The 15,027-nt window shown below is 73.9% G+C and carries 16 protein-coding genes; 6 read left to right on the top strand and 10 right to left on the bottom strand.

Features of this window, described 5'->3' with window-relative positions; translation table 11 throughout:
- Window positions 1-122: 122 nt before the first annotated feature.
- The 8 genes from def to ACIF8T_RS20310 all read right to left on the bottom strand — a co-directional run bounded on the left by def (window position 123) and on the right by ACIF8T_RS20310 (window position 7,480).
- Window positions 123-773 (bottom strand): peptide deformylase, encoded by a 651-nt coding sequence (def, locus tag ACIF8T_RS20345; protein WP_400036886.1) that lies wholly within the window; start codon window positions 771-773, stop codon window positions 123-125.
- A gap of 127 nt (window positions 774-900) precedes the next feature.
- On the bottom strand, window positions 901-1,881 hold the full coding sequence (locus ACIF8T_RS20340) for a tetratricopeptide repeat protein (RefSeq protein ID WP_400036884.1): 981 nt from the start codon (window positions 1,879-1,881) through the stop codon (window positions 901-903).
- 114 nt (window positions 1,882-1,995) lie between these two features.
- Entirely contained in the window at window positions 1,996-3,243 is a 1,248-nt protein-coding gene (locus ACIF8T_RS20335) for an HD-GYP domain-containing protein (protein ID WP_400036882.1), read from the bottom strand.
- The gene (locus tag ACIF8T_RS20330; protein WP_400036880.1) at window positions 3,240-4,571 is read right to left on the bottom strand and encodes an HD-GYP domain-containing protein; all 1,332 of its coding nucleotides are present in this window, start codon (window positions 4,569-4,571) and stop codon (window positions 3,240-3,242) included. Before ACIF8T_RS20330 ends, ACIF8T_RS20335 begins: the two co-directional genes overlap by 4 nt.
- A gap of 154 nt (window positions 4,572-4,725) precedes the next feature.
- Entirely contained in the window at window positions 4,726-5,046 is a 321-nt protein-coding gene (gene rsrA / locus ACIF8T_RS20325; protein ID WP_400036878.1) for a mycothiol system anti-sigma-R factor, read from the bottom strand.
- Complete coding sequence (gene sigR / locus ACIF8T_RS20320; RefSeq protein ID WP_400036876.1) at window positions 5,043-5,729, bottom strand: RNA polymerase sigma factor SigR; 687 nt, start codon at window positions 5,727-5,729, stop codon at window positions 5,043-5,045. The genes rsrA and sigR overlap by 4 nt, the downstream gene beginning before the upstream one ends.
- 277 nt (window positions 5,730-6,006) lie before the next feature.
- Window positions 6,007-6,663 carry an alpha/beta family hydrolase gene (locus ACIF8T_RS20315; RefSeq protein ID WP_400036874.1) on the bottom strand — a complete coding sequence of 219 codons (657 nt, stop codon included), beginning with the start codon at window positions 6,661-6,663 and terminating at the stop codon, window positions 6,007-6,009.
- A gap of 1 nt (window position 6,664) precedes the next feature.
- Window positions 6,665-7,480 (bottom strand): SOS response-associated peptidase, encoded by an 816-nt coding sequence (locus ACIF8T_RS20310; protein ID WP_400036872.1) that lies wholly within the window; start codon window positions 7,478-7,480, stop codon window positions 6,665-6,667.
- Window positions 7,481-7,582: 102 nt separating this feature from the next.
- On the opposite strand from ACIF8T_RS20310, the gene ACIF8T_RS20305 reads away from it, so the two are divergent.
- From ACIF8T_RS20305 to ACIF8T_RS20290, 4 genes are all read left to right on the top strand, one after another.
- Window positions 7,583-8,305 (top strand): M50 family metallopeptidase, encoded by a 723-nt coding sequence (locus ACIF8T_RS20305; protein ID WP_400036870.1) that lies wholly within the window; start codon window positions 7,583-7,585, stop codon window positions 8,303-8,305.
- A gap of 215 nt (window positions 8,306-8,520) precedes the next feature.
- The gene (aroA, locus tag ACIF8T_RS20300) at window positions 8,521-9,837 is read left to right on the top strand and encodes a 3-phosphoshikimate 1-carboxyvinyltransferase (RefSeq protein ID WP_400036868.1); all 1,317 of its coding nucleotides are present in this window, start codon (window positions 8,521-8,523) and stop codon (window positions 9,835-9,837) included.
- 17 nt (window positions 9,838-9,854) lie between these two features.
- Window positions 9,855-10,865, top strand: coding sequence for a ribosome small subunit-dependent GTPase A (gene rsgA, locus ACIF8T_RS20295; RefSeq protein WP_400036866.1), 1,011 nt, complete (start codon window positions 9,855-9,857; stop codon window positions 10,863-10,865).
- A 134-nt stretch (window positions 10,866-10,999) separates the two neighbouring features.
- A complete protein-coding gene (locus tag ACIF8T_RS20290; protein ID WP_400036864.1) occupies window positions 11,000-11,323 on the top strand; it encodes a DMT family transporter in 324 nt (107 codons plus the stop codon).
- A 7-nt stretch (window positions 11,324-11,330) separates the two neighbouring features.
- Here the strand turns inward: ACIF8T_RS20290 and ACIF8T_RS20285 are convergent, their stop codons facing one another.
- The gene (locus ACIF8T_RS20285) at window positions 11,331-11,939 is read right to left on the bottom strand and encodes a TetR/AcrR family transcriptional regulator (RefSeq protein WP_400036862.1); all 609 of its coding nucleotides are present in this window, start codon (window positions 11,937-11,939) and stop codon (window positions 11,331-11,333) included.
- Window positions 11,940-12,181: 242 nt separating this feature from the next.
- Here ACIF8T_RS20285 and hisN point away from each other — a divergent pair, with 242 nt between their 5' ends.
- Complete coding sequence (hisN, locus tag ACIF8T_RS20280) at window positions 12,182-12,982, top strand: histidinol-phosphatase (RefSeq protein WP_400036860.1); 801 nt, start codon at window positions 12,182-12,184, stop codon at window positions 12,980-12,982.
- Window positions 12,983-13,092: 110 nt separating this feature from the next.
- A complete protein-coding gene (locus tag ACIF8T_RS20275) occupies window positions 13,093-13,485 on the top strand; it encodes a cyclic nucleotide-binding/CBS domain-containing protein (RefSeq protein ID WP_400036980.1) in 393 nt (130 codons plus the stop codon).
- 70 nt (window positions 13,486-13,555) lie between these two features.
- On the opposite strand, the gene ACIF8T_RS20270 is transcribed toward ACIF8T_RS20275, so the two are convergent.
- Window positions 13,556-15,007 (bottom strand): catalase, encoded by a 1,452-nt coding sequence (locus ACIF8T_RS20270; RefSeq protein WP_400036858.1) that lies wholly within the window; start codon window positions 15,005-15,007, stop codon window positions 13,556-13,558.
- Between the last annotated feature and the right edge of the window lie 20 nt (window positions 15,008-15,027).

Raw genomic sequence — 15,027 nt, 5'->3', positions numbered from 1 at the left:
CTTGTGTGACTGGTTCCGGATCACCTGGGGCCGCCGGGGTTCGAACGTGTGACGGACGGACGAACGGCGCCCGGTCGGGAAGGGATTCCTGACCGGGCGCCGTTCGGACGGGGCGGTGGGTGTCAGTCGTTGGGGACCACGGGGTAGCGGGGCTCGTTCTCGGCCATCTGCCGCAGCGCGTCCTTGCGCTCCCGCTTGGAGAGGCGGTCGATGTACAGGTACCCGTACAGGTGGTCGGTCTCGTGCTGCAAACACCGTGCGAAGTAGCCGGTGCCGCGGACCTTGATCGGGTTGCCCTTCTCGTCCTGCCCGGTGACCTCGGCGTAGTCCGGCCGGGCGAGCGGCGCGTAGGCGGTGGGCACCGACAGGCAGCCCTCGTTGCTGTCGTCCAGCCGGCGGCGCTCGGCGGGCAGCTCGACGAGCTTGGGGTTGCAGACCACGCCGACGTGCCGGACGCCCTCGTCGTCGGGGCAGTCGTAGACGAAGACCTTCAGGTCGACGCCGATCTGGTTGGCGGCCAGGCCCACGCCCTCGGCGGTGCGCTGGCTGGCGAACATGTCGGCGACGAGCTGCTGGAACTCCTCGCCGAAGTCGGTGACGTCCTTGCACTCCCGGTGCAGCACCGGATTGCCGACCACCGTGATCGGCCGCGAGGTGCCCCGCTCCCGCCAGGCCGTCTCGCGCTCCTCGCAGTCCTCCGTGTCGATGACGTACCCCTCGTCGTCGACGGGGAGCACGCCCGCGTGCTGCTGATCGGTGTCCTGCTGAGCCATGACCGACGTATGCCTTCCTCGGATGAACGGGGGTGAAGTTGCTGATACAGAGTACGGCGACGGCGCCCCCTCGGGGCGCGGGGAACCGGACGGCCGGCCCCGGCGGCACCGCACCCGGCGACGGCCCCTAGCAGACCTCTTCGAGGTCCCGCCAGTCCCGCGAATCCGGGCTGTCGGCGACCCACCCGTCCAGCAGCCCCTGGACCAAGGAGGCCGGGGCGGCTATGCCGCACTCCCGCTCCGGCACCCACAGCTGCCCGTCGGTGCGGTGCCCCAGCGGCCCGGGATGCCCCGGCTCGCTGTGGTCGTGCGGGTCGAGGTGCTCCCCGTCGCCCTCGTCCGACGGCATCCGCGACTCCGAGCACATCCGGCACAGCAACCGCACCGACGACGACCAGTCCTCCGCGGCGAACCCGGCGTCCGCGGCGAGCTGCTCCAGCGCGTCCCGGTCGGTCTCGGTCGCGGCCTCCAGCAGCACCACCCAGGTCGGCACGGGCGAGGGCGCCCACAGCTCGATCTCGTCGAAGACGGGGTAGGTGTGCCCGGCGGCCGTGGTGCGCTCGCCGTGCGGGACGCCGTCGTGCAGGACGACCTCGCCCCAGCGCCGCCCGGAGGACGGCAGCGGGATCGACAGCACCTCGATGCGGGCCGGGTCGAGCCGCCGCCCCCACACCACCTCGGCCTCCCCCTCCGGGGACAGCCGGACGGCCGCGCTGCCGAGGTCCATGCCGGCCGGCTCGTCGGCCCCGGTCGCGCTGCCGGGCACCCGCAGCCCGTAGGCCTGCCAGGCGCGCCGGGCCAGCGGCCAGTCCTGCAGGGCGGTCGCGGCGATGCCGACGTTCCACCAGTCGGGGGCCCCGGTGTCCCGGTCGAGCAGGGCGACGGCCCGCAGGCCCGCGGCGCGCGCCTGCTCCCAGTCGTGCCGGAACTTGTGCAGCAGGGCCAGGTTGAACCAGGACTCCGACAGCCAGGGCTCCAGGTCGGCGGCCCGTGTGAGCAGTGCCCCCGCGTCCTCGTACCGCCCGTCGCCGATGAGCGTGAACGCGCGGTCGGTGGCCTGCCGCCAGGAGGCGGAGGGCCGGTGCCGTCCCTTGCCGAAGATCCTCACGATTCCCGCCTGCCAGTTCCGTACGGTGGGCTGGCCGTGTCTCCCTGCGCCCCCGGACACCCTCTCCTGCGCATCAAACCACGTACGGCCGGAGGGGCGCTCATTACCCATGGGTTACCCCACATGGGGCAGGGTCAGACACCCCCGCGCCAGCACCCGGGCCAGCGATTCGACCACCTCGGGCGCGTACCGGCCGCCGGTGGCCAGCCGCAGTTCCTCCAGTGCCTCCAAGGGCCCGCCGGGACCGCCTTCCCGGGCCTTCTCCTCGTATGCGTTCACCGCGCGCACGATCCGCGCGGCCAGCGGCTGCTCCCGGTAGGGGTCCGCCTGGCGCTCCACGACCGTCGCCACCCGCGGGTCCACCCCGGTCCGGCGGACGACGGCCCCGCCGAGCAGGGCGATCCGCCGCTGCTCCGCCTCGGGCAGGCCGGCGGTGGCGCCCGCGGGCACCGGGTCGACGAGGCTCAGCTGCCCGATGTCGTGCATGAGGGCGGCGTACTCCAGGACGGCCAGCGCGGGCTCGGTCATGCCGAGGTCCCGTCCGACGGCCTGGCTGAGCGCGGCGACGCGCCGGGCGTGCCCGCAGGGGGTGTACCCGGCGACCTCGGTGGCCCGCGCGAGGGAGGCGATGGTCTGCCGGTAGGTGGCGCGGACGGCGGCGTAGCGGCGGAAGGAGAGCTGGGCGAGGAGGAGGGGCACGGAGAAGACGGGCAGGGCCCACAGCCCGACGACGGCGACCGCGAGCGCCATCACCGCGCCGGTGGCGATGACGGCCGTCCCGATGCCGAGCACCGCCCGCAGTTCGTCGCGCAGCACCGGCCCGAACGGCCAGCCGGTGCGGGCGTGGGCCAGTGCGGCGGCGAGCACGGCGTCGCACAGCGCGGTCAGGGACAGCAGCGCGAGCAGCAGCAGCGCGTAGGCGGGGCCGATCCAGTCGTCGAACGTGCCCCGGTTGTACAGCGGCTGGAAGCACGCGGCGACGAACCCGACGGTGAGCACCCGGCGCGCCAGGTGGTCGAGGGTGGGCCCCTGCCCGCGCGCGAGGTGGGGCACGCTGCCGAGCAGCGAGGCGGCCAGCACCACCGTGACGACCTGGGCGGCGCCGTGCTGGGTGGGCTGCCCGCCGTCCTCCCCGAGCAGCGCGTACGACAGCGCCCCCGCGGCGCCGAGCGGCGCCGCCTCGCGGACCCCCGCCCCGTCGCGCCGGGTGCCCTCGCCGACGGCGACCAGCACGCCGAAGGCCAGCGCGACCGGCCGTTCCCGCAGCCCGCCCCACAGGGTCACGCCGAGGGACACGGCGGCGAGGAGGGCGGCCGAGGCGTGGACGAGCGCGAGGAGGGCGGGGGGCCGGGCCGGGCTCATCGGCGGGCTTCCGGCCGGCTGGGAAAGGGCGGCGCGGGCGGCGGGACGCCGGGGGTGCGGGCGTCGTCGGAGGTCACGGCGGGCCGCCAGCCGTACCGGCCGAGGGCCCGTACGAGCGCCGTGACCATCCGCGGGTCGAACTGCCGCCCGGCGCACTTCTGGAGTTCGGCGAGCGCGGCCGCGACGGGCCGGGCCCGCCGGTAGGAGCGCGTGGACGTCATCGCGTCGAAGGCGTCCGCGACCGCGACGACCCGCGCCGACTCGGGGATCTGGCCGCCCGCGAGGCCGTAGGGGTACCCGGTGCCGTCCAGCCGCTCGTGGTGGTGCAGCACCGCCGCCCGGGCCTCCCCGAGGAAGGAGATCCCCCGCACCATCTCGTGCCCGTACTCGGGGTGCAGTTCGATCACCCGCCGTTCGTCCGGGGTGAGCGGCCCGTCCTTGGTGAGGATCCGGGTGGGCACGCCCAGCTTCCCGACGTCGTGCAGGATCCCGGCGAACCGGATCACCTCGATCCGCTCGTCGTCCATGCCGAGCTCGCGCGCGATCATCATCGAGGCGTGCCCGACCCGCTCGCTGTGGCCGCGCGTGTACCCGTCCTTGATGTCGACGGCCTGCACCAGCGCCCGGATGGTCGCCTGGTGGGCGGCCCGCTCCCGGTGGTACTGCGCGAACGCCCACCACGACACGCACATCGGCAGCAGCACGAGCAGCGCGGCGACGGGCCCGTACGGGCTGCGCCACAGCACGGCGATCATCAGCCCGGCGAGCCCGTGCACGGCGACGGGGGCCAGCGAGCGCGGGAGCAGACCCCGCCAGGCCCGCCGCACCGGCACGCGCTCGGCCGTCGCGCGGATGCCGCCGTCCAGGAGCGCGAGCACCAGGCAGAACGCCAGCACCGCGACGGCGGCCGGCCCGAGCGCGTACGGCATGTCGCCGGCCCCGACCGCGCCGGGCCCGCCGAGCGCCCGGTGCACGCGGGCCGCGACCCAGACGCCGAGCACCAGCTGCGCGGCGCGCCAGACGCGGCGCAGCAGGAAGGGCCGCTGCTCGACGCGGGACAGCAGCGCGCCCGGCACCGCGACGAGGGCGGCGGCGGGCGCGGGCAGCAGGAAGGCCGCGGCGAGCAGCACCGGGTAGAAGGTGCCCGCCGGGTAGGAGATCCCGGCCAGGCGGGACCGGGCGAGCCGGTCGCAGCCGGCGTACACCGCGGCCAGCAGGGCGACCGCGCCCCAGCCGGTGCGGAGCTGCGGCAGCGGCAGCAGGCAGAGCAGGGCGGCGACCGCGACACCGGCGACGTACGTGCGGGCCCGTGCCGGTACCGCCTCCATCAGCCCTCCCCGAGCGTGTCCGCCAGGCGGAAATGCCTGTCAGCCCTGGGAGCCTAGGACGGTCGAGGGGGCCTTCGCGGGCCGATAACCCGCGGATTAGCACGTTCGGGTGACGCCACCCGGTCGGTGCCGGGTGGCGGCGCGACCGCCGCGGTCAGGACTCCTGCGGGGCGGCGGGGCTCGCGGGGGCGGTCGTGACGTCCTGGTCGGGCACGGTCTGGCCGGAGCGGATCAGCTCGATCCGCCCCATGACCTTGGACCGCAGGTCGCCCGGCACGTCGTCGTGGCCGCAGCACCGCTTGACCAGCTTCTTCACGGCCTGCTCCAGCCCGTACTTCTCCAGGCAGGGCGAGCATTCCTCGAAGTGGTGCTCGAACTTGGTGCACTCGGTATCCGGCATCTCACGGTCGAGGAACTCGTAGAGATGATCGAGGATCTCGCTGCAATCCGTCTCGTGCGGCTCACCGCAGCTCATGACCCCGAGCCTTTCGCTTCGTTCGACTCTCCGGCGCCGGCCGGGACCAGTCCGCGCTCGCGGGCGTAGTCCTCCAGCATGCCGCGCAGCTGACGGCGGCCCCGGTGCAGCCGGGACATCACCGTACCGATGGGTGTCCCCATGATGTCGGCGATCTCCTTGTAGGCAAAGCCCTCGACGTCCGCCAGGTAGACGGCGATGCGGAACTCCTCGGGGATCGCCTGGAGCGCTTCCTTCACGTCCGAGTCGGGCAGGTGGTCGAGCGCCTGCGACTCGGCGGAGCGCAGACCCGTCGACATGTGCGACTCGGCCCGGGCGAGCTGCCAGTCCTCGATCTCCTCGGCCGCGCTGCGCTGCGGTTCGCGCTGCTTCTTGCGGTACGAGTTGATGAACGTGTTCGTGAGGATCCGGTACAGCCACGCCTTGAGGTTGGTGCCCTCGCGGAACTGGTGGAAGGACGCGTACGCCTTGGCGTACGTCTCCTGCACCAGGTCCTCGGCGTCGGCCGGGTTGCGCGTCATGCGCAGCGCGGCCGAGTACATCTGGTCGAGGAACTCGAGCGCGTCCCGCTCGAAGCGCGCGCTGCGCTCGGCGGTCGTCTCGGCGCCCGTGCCGCCCTGGCCCTCGGGCTGCTCCGCCTGGCCGTTGTCGGTCCCTGCGTCGGTCCCAGTGACCGGACCCACCTCCTCCAGTGATGGCGCGGGACCGTAGCCGATCCCACTCGAATCGGAGGATAGACGACCTGCGGCCGGGGGCGCTCCCCGGTTCCGCCCGCCCGACGCCCCCGCGGGGACGGTCGTCGCCGCGTGCAGCACGGTCCAGTCGAGGCCGGAACGGCTGCTGCGGCTCGGGCAATAGGTCGAACCCATGCGGCGGACTTCCTCTCCTACGACGTCGGCGCTGGCCTCCAGCGCTTACGTCCGCCACAACAGCCGGTGGCGCCCCGGCATTCCCGGCGCCTCACCCGAGCCCCCCGGTCCACCGCACGACCGCGTCCGTGAGCACGGCGACGGCCTCGTCCTGCGTGAGCGCGGCGCGCCCGGGCACGGCGAAGCCGTGGTCGCCGTGGGGGACCTCGACCAGCTCGTGGGGTCCGTCGGGGAACTCCGCGGGCCGCCCGAACGGGTCGTTGCCGCCCTGCACGACGAGCGTGGGCACCCCGGCCCCGAGCAGCTCCGCGGCCCGCGACTTCTCCGGCTTGCCCGGCGGGTGCAGCGGGAAGCTCAGCGCGAGCACGGCGTGCGCGCCCAGCCCGGCGGCGGTGCGGCAGGCCACCCGGGCCCCGGCGCTGCGGCCGCCCGCGACCACCGGCAGGCCGGGCGCGCACACCGCGGGCCATACGCCCCGCCACCCCGCGTCCAGCGTCTTCGGCGCGGGGGCGAGCTTCTTCCCCGCCACCCGCCAGGGCTGTTCCACGAGGGCGACGGTCACCCCGTGGGCGGGCAGCGCGGCGGCCAGGGCCCGCAGGTCGCGGGCCTCGATGCCGCCGCCGGCGCCGTGGCCCAGCGCCAGGACGAGCCGCGGCTCCCGCGCCCGGTGCCAGGTCACGCGGGCGGTCCCCGCCTCCGTCTCGACGGTCTCGGTGTCGGCGCCGGTCACATCGGTCACGTCGGTCACGTCAGAAGAGTGTGCCCTCTTCGGGCGCGGCCAGCTCGTGGAGCAGCTCGGGCCCGTTGTTGCGCACGTTGCTCACGGCCGTGGAGACCGGGTAGGCGCGCATCAGGCCGGCGGGCGGCGGGGCGAGCAGCCCGCGCAGGTCGTCGGGGTCCGTGCGGGACGGGTCGAGCCAGGCGTCCCAGCGGTCGGGGGTGAGCATGAGCGGCATCCGGGGGTGGATGTCGGCCAGCGCGCGCGGCCCCTCCGCCGGGGCGACGGCCAGCGGCGACGTCTCCGCCTCGGTGGTGATCACCGAACAGGTCGCCCACCAGGCCTGCGGGTGGTCGTCGGGCAGGGTCCTGTCCCGCCAGAACTCGTAGATCCCGGCCATGGCGAACACCGACCCGTCGGCGGGCAGCACGAAGTACGGCTGCTTGCGCGGCCGCTTCTTCTTCCCCTCGACCTCCAGGTCCCGCTCCTGCTTGCCGGTGACCCACTCGTAGTAGCCGTCGGCGGGCAGGATGCAGCGGCGGGCGGCGAAGGCGCGGCGGTAGGACGGCTTCTCGTGGACGGTCTCCGCGCGCGCGTTGATCATCCGGGCGCCGCCCTCGGGGGTCTTCGACCAGGACGGGACCAGGCCCCACCTGAGCTTCCGCAGCTGGCGAACCGGGCGCGGGTCCCCGGCGTCCTTCAGGGGGCGGTCCAGGACGGCGTAGACCTCCTTGGTGGGCGCCACGTTGTAGTCGGGCTCCAGGGTCTCCTCCGGCTCCCACTTCTCGATCTCAAAGACTCCTGCGAGATCCTCTGGACCACGACTCGATGCATACCGTCCGCACATACGTGCCACACTGCCAGGCCCGCCGTCGCCCGGCCACCACTCCTCGGCCCACGGCGCTCCGCGCCGGCCGACCCGTCCGACCCTTGGGAGCCATCGCCGCACATGGACAGCACCGCATCCGCCTCCCTCGCCTCCCTCTGGGACGAGGTCTCCGGCACCCAGCCCGACCCCGACCTGTGGGTGGTGATCGCGACCCTGGTGGCCGCGCTCGCCGTGGTCGTCCCGCACGCCCTGTGGCGCCTGTCGCGCAACGCGATCACCATCGCCCACGAGGGCGGCCACGGCCTGGTCGCCCTGCTCACCGGCCGCACCCTGACCGGCATACGGCTGCACTCCGACACCAGCGGCCTGACGGTCAGCCGGGGCAAGCCCTACGGCCTGGGCATGATCCTCACCGCCGCCGCCGGCTACACCGCTCCCCCGCTGCTCGGCCTGGGCGGCGCGGCGCTGCTCGCCACCGGCCGCATCACGCTGCTGCTGTGGCTGGCGGCGTTCCTGCTGGTGGCGATGCTGGTGATGATCCGCAACGCGTACGGGGCGCTGACCGTGTTCCTCACCGGCGGCACGTTCGTGGCGGTGTCGTGGCTGGCCGGGCCGCAGGTGCAGGCCGCGTTCGCGTACGCGGTGGTGTGGTTCCTGCTGCTGGGGGGCGTGCGCCCGGCGTTCGAGCTCCAGGCCAAGCGGTCCCGGGGCGGGGCGGGCGACTCGGACGCGGACCAGCTGTCCCGGCTGACGCACGTCCCGGCGGGGATGTGGTTCTTCCTGTTCCACTCGGTGTCGCTGTGCTCGCTGGCCGGCGGCGGCAGGTGGCTGCTGGGGCTGTGACGGGCGGCGCCGGGGCGCGGGGCCGGGGCCTGCGCGCGGGGCGCCCGGTGGCGCGGCGGGCGCTCGCGCCGCGGGGCGCCCGGCGGTGGTGCGGGCGCCCCGCGCCCGAGGCGCTGCGCGGTGCCGGCCGGCGCCCGCGCCGCGGGCGCGACCAGCCCCGACGGCGCCGCACCCGGACCACGGCCTCCCCCCTCGCCTCCTTATAAAGTGGGGCCATGGCCTCGAACCCCGCACACACCGCCCTCTGGCCCGCCCCGCACGCGAGCGGAGCCGTCGACGCGACGGTCCACGTGCCCGGGTCCAAGTCGGTCACCAACCGCGCCCTCGTGCTGGCCGCCCTCGCCTCCGAGCCCGGCTGGCTGCGCCGCCCGCTGCGCTCGCGCGACACGCTGCTGATGGCCGGTGCGCTGCGGGCGATGGGCGTGGAGATCGAGGAGGGGGTCGGGCCGGACGGCACCGGGGAGGCCTGGCGCGTGCTGCCCACGGGCCTGCGCGGCCCGGCCACGGTCGACGTCGGCAACGCCGGCACGGTGATGCGCTTCCTGCCGCCGGTCGCCGCGCTCGCCGACGGCCCCGTCCGCTTCGACGGCGACCCCCGCTCCTACGAGCGCCCCCTGAACGGCGTCATCGACGCGCTGCGCCGGCTCGGCGCCCGGATCGACGACGACGGCCGCGGCGCGCTGCCCCTGACCGTGCACGGCGGCGGGGCCCTGGACGGCGGCCCCGTCTCGGTCGACGCGTCCTCGTCCTCCCAGTTCGTCAGCGCCCTGCTGCTGTCGGGTCCGCGGTTCAACCAGGGCGTGGAGGTCCGCCACACCGGCTCGGCGCTGCCGTCGATGCCGCACATCCGCATGACCGTGGACATGCTGCGCGCGGTCGGCGCCCAGGTGGACACCCCCGAGTCGGGCGGCGAGCCGAACGTCTGGCGGGTCACCCCGGGCGCCCTGCTCGGCCGGGACCTGACCGTCGAGCCGGACCTGTCCAACGCCCAGCCGTTCCTCGCGGCGGCCCTGGTGACCGGCGGCAGGGTCGTCGTCCCGGACTGGCCGGCCCGCACCACCCAGCCCGGTGACCGGCTGCGGGAGATCTTCACCGAGATGGGTGGTTCCTGCACCCTGACCGAGAGCGGTCTGGAGTTCACCGGCTCCGGCGCCGTCCACGGCATCGACGTGGACCTGAGCGAGGTCGGCGAGCTGACGCCGGGCATCGCGGCGGTGGCGGCGCTGGCCGACTCGCCGTCCACCCTGCGCGGCGTGGCCCACCTGCGCCTGCACGAGACGGACCGCCTGGCCGCGCTCACCAAGGAGATCAACGAGCTCGGCGGTGACGTCACCGAGACCGCCGACGGCCTGCACATCCGCCCGCGCCGCCTGCACGGCGGGATCTTCCACACCTACGAGGACCACCGCATGGCGACCGCCGGCGCGATCATCGGCCTGGCGGTCGAGGGCGTGCAGATCGAGAACGTGGCCACGACGGCGAAGACCCTGCCGGACTTCCCCGAACTGTGGACCGGGATGCTCGGGCAGTAGGGCGCGAGGACGACGACATGCGCCGCTACGGCAAGCACACCGACGAGGACGACATCCGCAGCCGTCCCGGCCGCCGGAACACCCGGCCGCGTACGAACATCCGGCCCAAGCACGAGGACGCGGCCGAGGGCATGGTCCTCACCGTCGACCGGGGCCGCCTGACCTGCCTCGTCGAGGACCGGGTCGTGATGGCGATGAAGGCCCGCGAGCTGGGCCGCAAGGCGGCGGTGGTCGGTGACCGGGTCGCGCTCGTCGGCGACCTGTCCGGCGCGAAGGACACCCTCGCGCGGATCGTCCGCATCGAGGAGCGCACGTCGGTGCTGCGCCGCACGGCGGACGACGACGACCCGTTCGAACGCGTCGTCGTCGCCAACGCCGACCAGCTGGCCGTCGTCACCGCCCTCGCCGACCCCGAGCCGCGCCCCCGCCTGATCGACCGCTGCCTGGTCGCCGCCTACGACGGCGGCCTGGACCCGCTGCTGGTGCTGACCAAGTCCGACCTCGCCCCGCCGGACAAGCTGCTGGAGCTGTACGGCGACCTGGACATCCCCTACGTCGTCACCAGCCGCGCGGAGCTGGAGAACGGCGACGCGGCGGACCGGGTGCGCGCGCACCTGGACGGCAGGATCACGGCGTTCGTCGGGCACTCGGGCGTCGGCAAGACGACCCTGGTCAACGCGCTGGTGCCGGAGGAGAGGCGGCGGACGACGGGCCACGTCAACGCGGTGACGGGGCGCGGCCGGCACACCACGACGTCGGCGCTGGCCCTGCCGCTGACGGACGTGGACGGCTGGGTCGTCGACACCCCGGGCGTGCGGTCGTTCGGCCTCGCCCACGTGGACCCGTCCCGGGTCATCCACGCCTTCCCCGACCTGGAGGAGGGCACGGCGGGCTGTCCGCGCGCGTGCAGCCACGACGAGCCGGACTGCGCGCTGGACGCGTGGGTGTCCGAGGGCCACGCGGACCCGGCACGGCTGTACTCGCTGCGCCGGCTGCTGGCCACGCGGGAGCGCACGGAGGGCGACTGACGCGGCGGTCCGTCGACCTTCACGTGGTTTGTCGGGCCGTGCGGACGGTAAGTGCATAAGCGCACCGAGCCGGAGCCGAGCACGAGCAGAGCCTGACGAAGCGGTCACAGTGCGGCACGACGGGAGGACGACACATGGCGTGGCTGCTGGTCATCGTGGCCGGGTTGCTCGAGACCGGCTTCGCCGTCTGCCTGAAGCTGTCGCACGGCTTCACCCGGCTGTGGCCCACGATCGCGTTCTGCGTCTTCGCCCTCGGCAGCTTCGGTCTGCTGACCCTGGCCCTGAAGAAGCTGGACGTGGGTCCCGCCTACGCGGTGTGGACGGGGATCGGTGCGGCGGGCACGGCGATCTACGGCATGGTCTTCCTCGGCGACCTGGTCTCCACCCTCAAGATCGTGTCGATCACGCTGGTGATCGTGGGGGTCATCGGGTTGCAGCTGTCCGGCTCGGCCCAGTGAGGTCGCGTCAGACGGGCCCGCGGTGCAGGGCGCCGCGCACCAGGTCGGCGACCCCGCCCTCGCCCGGCGGCGCGGACACGCAGGACAGGGCGAGGCGGACGGCCAGTTCGCAGGACCGGGCCAGGTCGGCGGTGTCCGACCGGGGCAGGCCCGGACCGGCCAGCGCCGCCACGGCCCGGTCGCGCACGAGCGCCACGAAGTCGCCCGGCGAGGGTGGCGGGCCGTCGGCGCGGCGCTGAGCCGGGACGGCGGAGGAGGACGGCGGGTCCGGCCGGGCCGGGGCGGGCAGCCGCTCGCTCCAGCAGCCGGTGAGCAGGGCCCGGACGAGGGCGTTGTCGCGGGCCGCCGCGGTCAGCCACTCGGCGGTCGCGGTCAGCCGCTCGCGGGCGTCGCCGTGCGCTGCCAGGGCGCGCTCGACACCGGCGAGGTACCCGTCCGCCTCCCTGCGCACCAGCGCCCGGGCGAGTCCGTCCTTGCTGCCGAACTCGTTGTACAGCGTCTGCCGGGACACCCCGGCCGCCGCGGCCACGTCCACCATGCGCACGGCCGACCACGGCCGGCGCGCCAGCGCCGTGTACGCGGCGTCCAGCAGGGATTCCCGCGCTGCAGGCATCATCGCCTCCCCTGGTCCCCTCGGGACGAGCGGCACTGCCGCCCAGGTTTGACGCGGCCGGAGGGGCTGTCAAGGGGTGCGGACGCGGGGCGGGCGGCGAGGGACACGGGCCGCTTCGCCGCCGGCGGGCGCCCGCCCGTCACGTCGGCCACCCCGGCACTCCCCTTCCCCCGCACTCCCCCGCACATCCCCTCGCCCCCGCCCCCCGTAGCCCCGCCCCGGGCGCGGAAGATACCGTTCGTCACATGCCCGACTACCTCGACGACCTGCGTCTCGCCCACGTTCTCGCGGACGCCGCCGACGCCGCGACGACGGACCGGTTCAAGGCCCTCGACCTCAAGGTCGAGACCAAACCGGACATGACGCCGGTGAGCGAAGCGGACCGGGCGGCGGAGGAGCTCATCCGCGGCCACCTCCAGCGCGCCCGCCCGAGGGACGCGATCCTCGGCGAGGAGTACGGCGTCGAGGGCACCGGCCCCCGCCGCTGGGTGATCGACCCGATCGACGGCACCAAGAACTACGTGCGGGGCGTGCCCGTGTGGGCCACCCTCATCGCGCTGATGGAGGCCGGCGAGGGCGGCTACGAGCCCGTCGTGGGCGTGGTCTCCGCCCCGGCCCTCGGCCGCCGCTGGTGGGCCGCGAAGGGCCACGGCGCCTACACCGGCCGCAGCCTCGCCAAGGCGTCCCCGCTGCGCGTCTCCCGCGTCTCGCGGCTCGCCGACGCCTCGTTCGCGTACTCCTCGCTCAGCGGCTGGGAGGAGCAGGGCCGGCTGAACGGCTTCCTGGACCTGACCCGCGCGGTGTGGCGCACGCGCGCGTACGGCGACTTCTGGCCGTACATGATGGTCGCCGAGGGTGCGGTCGACCTGTGCGCCGAACCGGAGCTGTCCCTGTGGGACATGGCCGCCAACGCGATCATCGTGACGGAGGCCGGCGGCACCTTCACCGGTCTGGACGGCCGCCCGGGCCCGCACGGCGGCAACGCGGCCGCGTCGAACGGCCTGCTCCACGACGAGTTGCTCGGGTACCTCAACGGACGTTACTGACCGCCCTCTTGTTGACCCTCCCTTTGCCTGCCACTCTGGGAGTCCCCGCTCTTGTGAACTTGTGAAAACATGAACGAACGGCGGGGACACTCCAGGAGGTGGCTCCCTTCATGCTGGTCCGCGACGCCATGAGCACCGTCGTCCTCACCATCGGCCCCACCCACACCCTCCGCCAGGCCGCCGCGCTGATGTCCGCCCGCAGAGTCGGCGCGGCCGTGGTGCACGACCCCGACGCCGGCGGCATCGGCATCCTCACCGAACGCGACATCCTCAACTCCGTCGGCCTCGGCCAGGACCCCGACGCCGAGCGCGCCCACGACCACACCACCACGGACGTGGTGTTCGCCGCCCCCGTCTGGACGCTGGACGAGGCGGCCCGCGCCATGACGCACGGCGGCTTCCGCCACCTCATCGTCCTGGACCGCGGCGAGCCCGCCGGCATCGTCTCGGTCCGCGACATCATCCGCTGCTGGGCCCCCGTGCGGCAGGAGGTGCCGGCCTAGGGACGCCGAACGGGCCGGGCTCCCGAGGGAACCCGGCCCGCCGCGTCGACAAGCGGTCCAGTGCTGGTGATCAGCCGCGCAGGGCCTGGACCGCGGCCTCCAGCCGCTTGCCGAAGTCCTCGTCCGCCTGACGGAAGTTGTTGATCGCGCGGTCGGCGATGTCCTGCCGCGAGACCTGCGAGATGGCGCCCGCCAGGTTGTTCACCAGGCGCTCCTTCTCGTCCTCCGTCATGAGCCGGTAGAGGTTGCCCGCCTGGACGAAGTCGTTGTCCTCGGCGTGCACGGGCGCCTCGTGGTTGCCCGTGCCGCCGGTGACCGGCACCGGCTGCCACAGCGGACGGTTCGTCTGGAACGGACCGCCGAAGCTGTTCGGCTCGTAGTTCTTCGCCGCGCCGTGGCGGCCGTCGTACAGGTAGCCGTCACGGGAGTTGGTGCGCGCCACGGTGGCGTGCGGACGGTTCACCGGCAGGTGGTCGGCGTTGATGCCGACGCGGTAGCGGTGGGCGTCGCCGTACGCGAAGAGGCGGCCCTGCAGCATCTTGTCCGGGGACGGGCCGATGCCGGGCACGAAGTGCGCCGGGGAGAAGATCGACTGCTCGACCTCGGCGAAGATGTTCTGCGGGTTGCGGTTGAGCTCCAGCTTGCCGATCTCGATGACCGGGTAGTCCGCGTGCGGCCACACCTTGGTCAGGTCGAACGGGTTGAAGCGGTAGGTCGCCGCCTCGGCCGCCGGCATGATCTGCACGCCCACGGTCCAGCTCGGGAACTCCCCGCGCTCGATCGCCTCGCGCAGGTCGCGCTGGTGGGAGTCGGGGTCCTTGCCCGCGAGGATGTCGGCCTCCTCGGCGGTGAGGTTCTTGATCCCCTGGTCGGTCTTGAAGTGGTACTTGACCCAGAAGACCTCGCCGGCCTCGTTGTTCCACTGGAAGGTGTGCGAGCCGAAGCCGTCCATGTGGCGGTACGAGGCGGGGATGCCGCGGTCGCCGAACAGCCAGGTCACCTGGTGCGTGGACTCGGGGGAAAGGCTCCAGAAGTCCCAGACGTTGTCCGCCTCCGTCGAGCCCGTGTAGGGGTCGCGCTTCTGGGTGTGGATGAAGTCCGGGAACTTGATGGCGTCCTTGATGAAGAACACCGGGGTGTTGTTGCCGACGAGGTCGTAGTTGCCCTCTTCGGTGTAGAACTTCACCGCGAAACCGCGCGGGTCACGGACCGCGTCCGCCGCGCCCAGGTTGCCCGCCACCGTCGAGAACCGCAGGAAGACCTCGGTCTCCTTGCCGACCTCGGAGAGGAATGCGGCCCTCGTGTACGGGGTCACGTCGGCGGTGACCGTGAAGGTGCCGTAGGCGCCCGCGCCGCGGGCGTGCACGACGCGCTCCGGGATGCGCTCACGGTTGAAGTGGGCCAGCTTCTCCAGAAGGAGCTGGTCCTGGACGAGCACCGGGCCGCCGACCCCCGCGGTCTCGCTGTTCTGATTGTCGGCTACCGGAGCACCGGCCTCCGTGGTGAGCGCCTCCTGCGTCACGTGCGCCTCCTGCGTCACTT

Origin of the sequence: Streptomyces sp. NPDC085946 (assembly GCF_044540485.1) — a bacterium.
Classification (GTDB): Bacteria; Actinomycetota; Actinomycetes; order Streptomycetales; family Streptomycetaceae; genus Streptomyces.
Note: the sequence above shows the minus strand (reverse complement) of the source record. Positions and strands in the feature narration are given on the sequence as shown.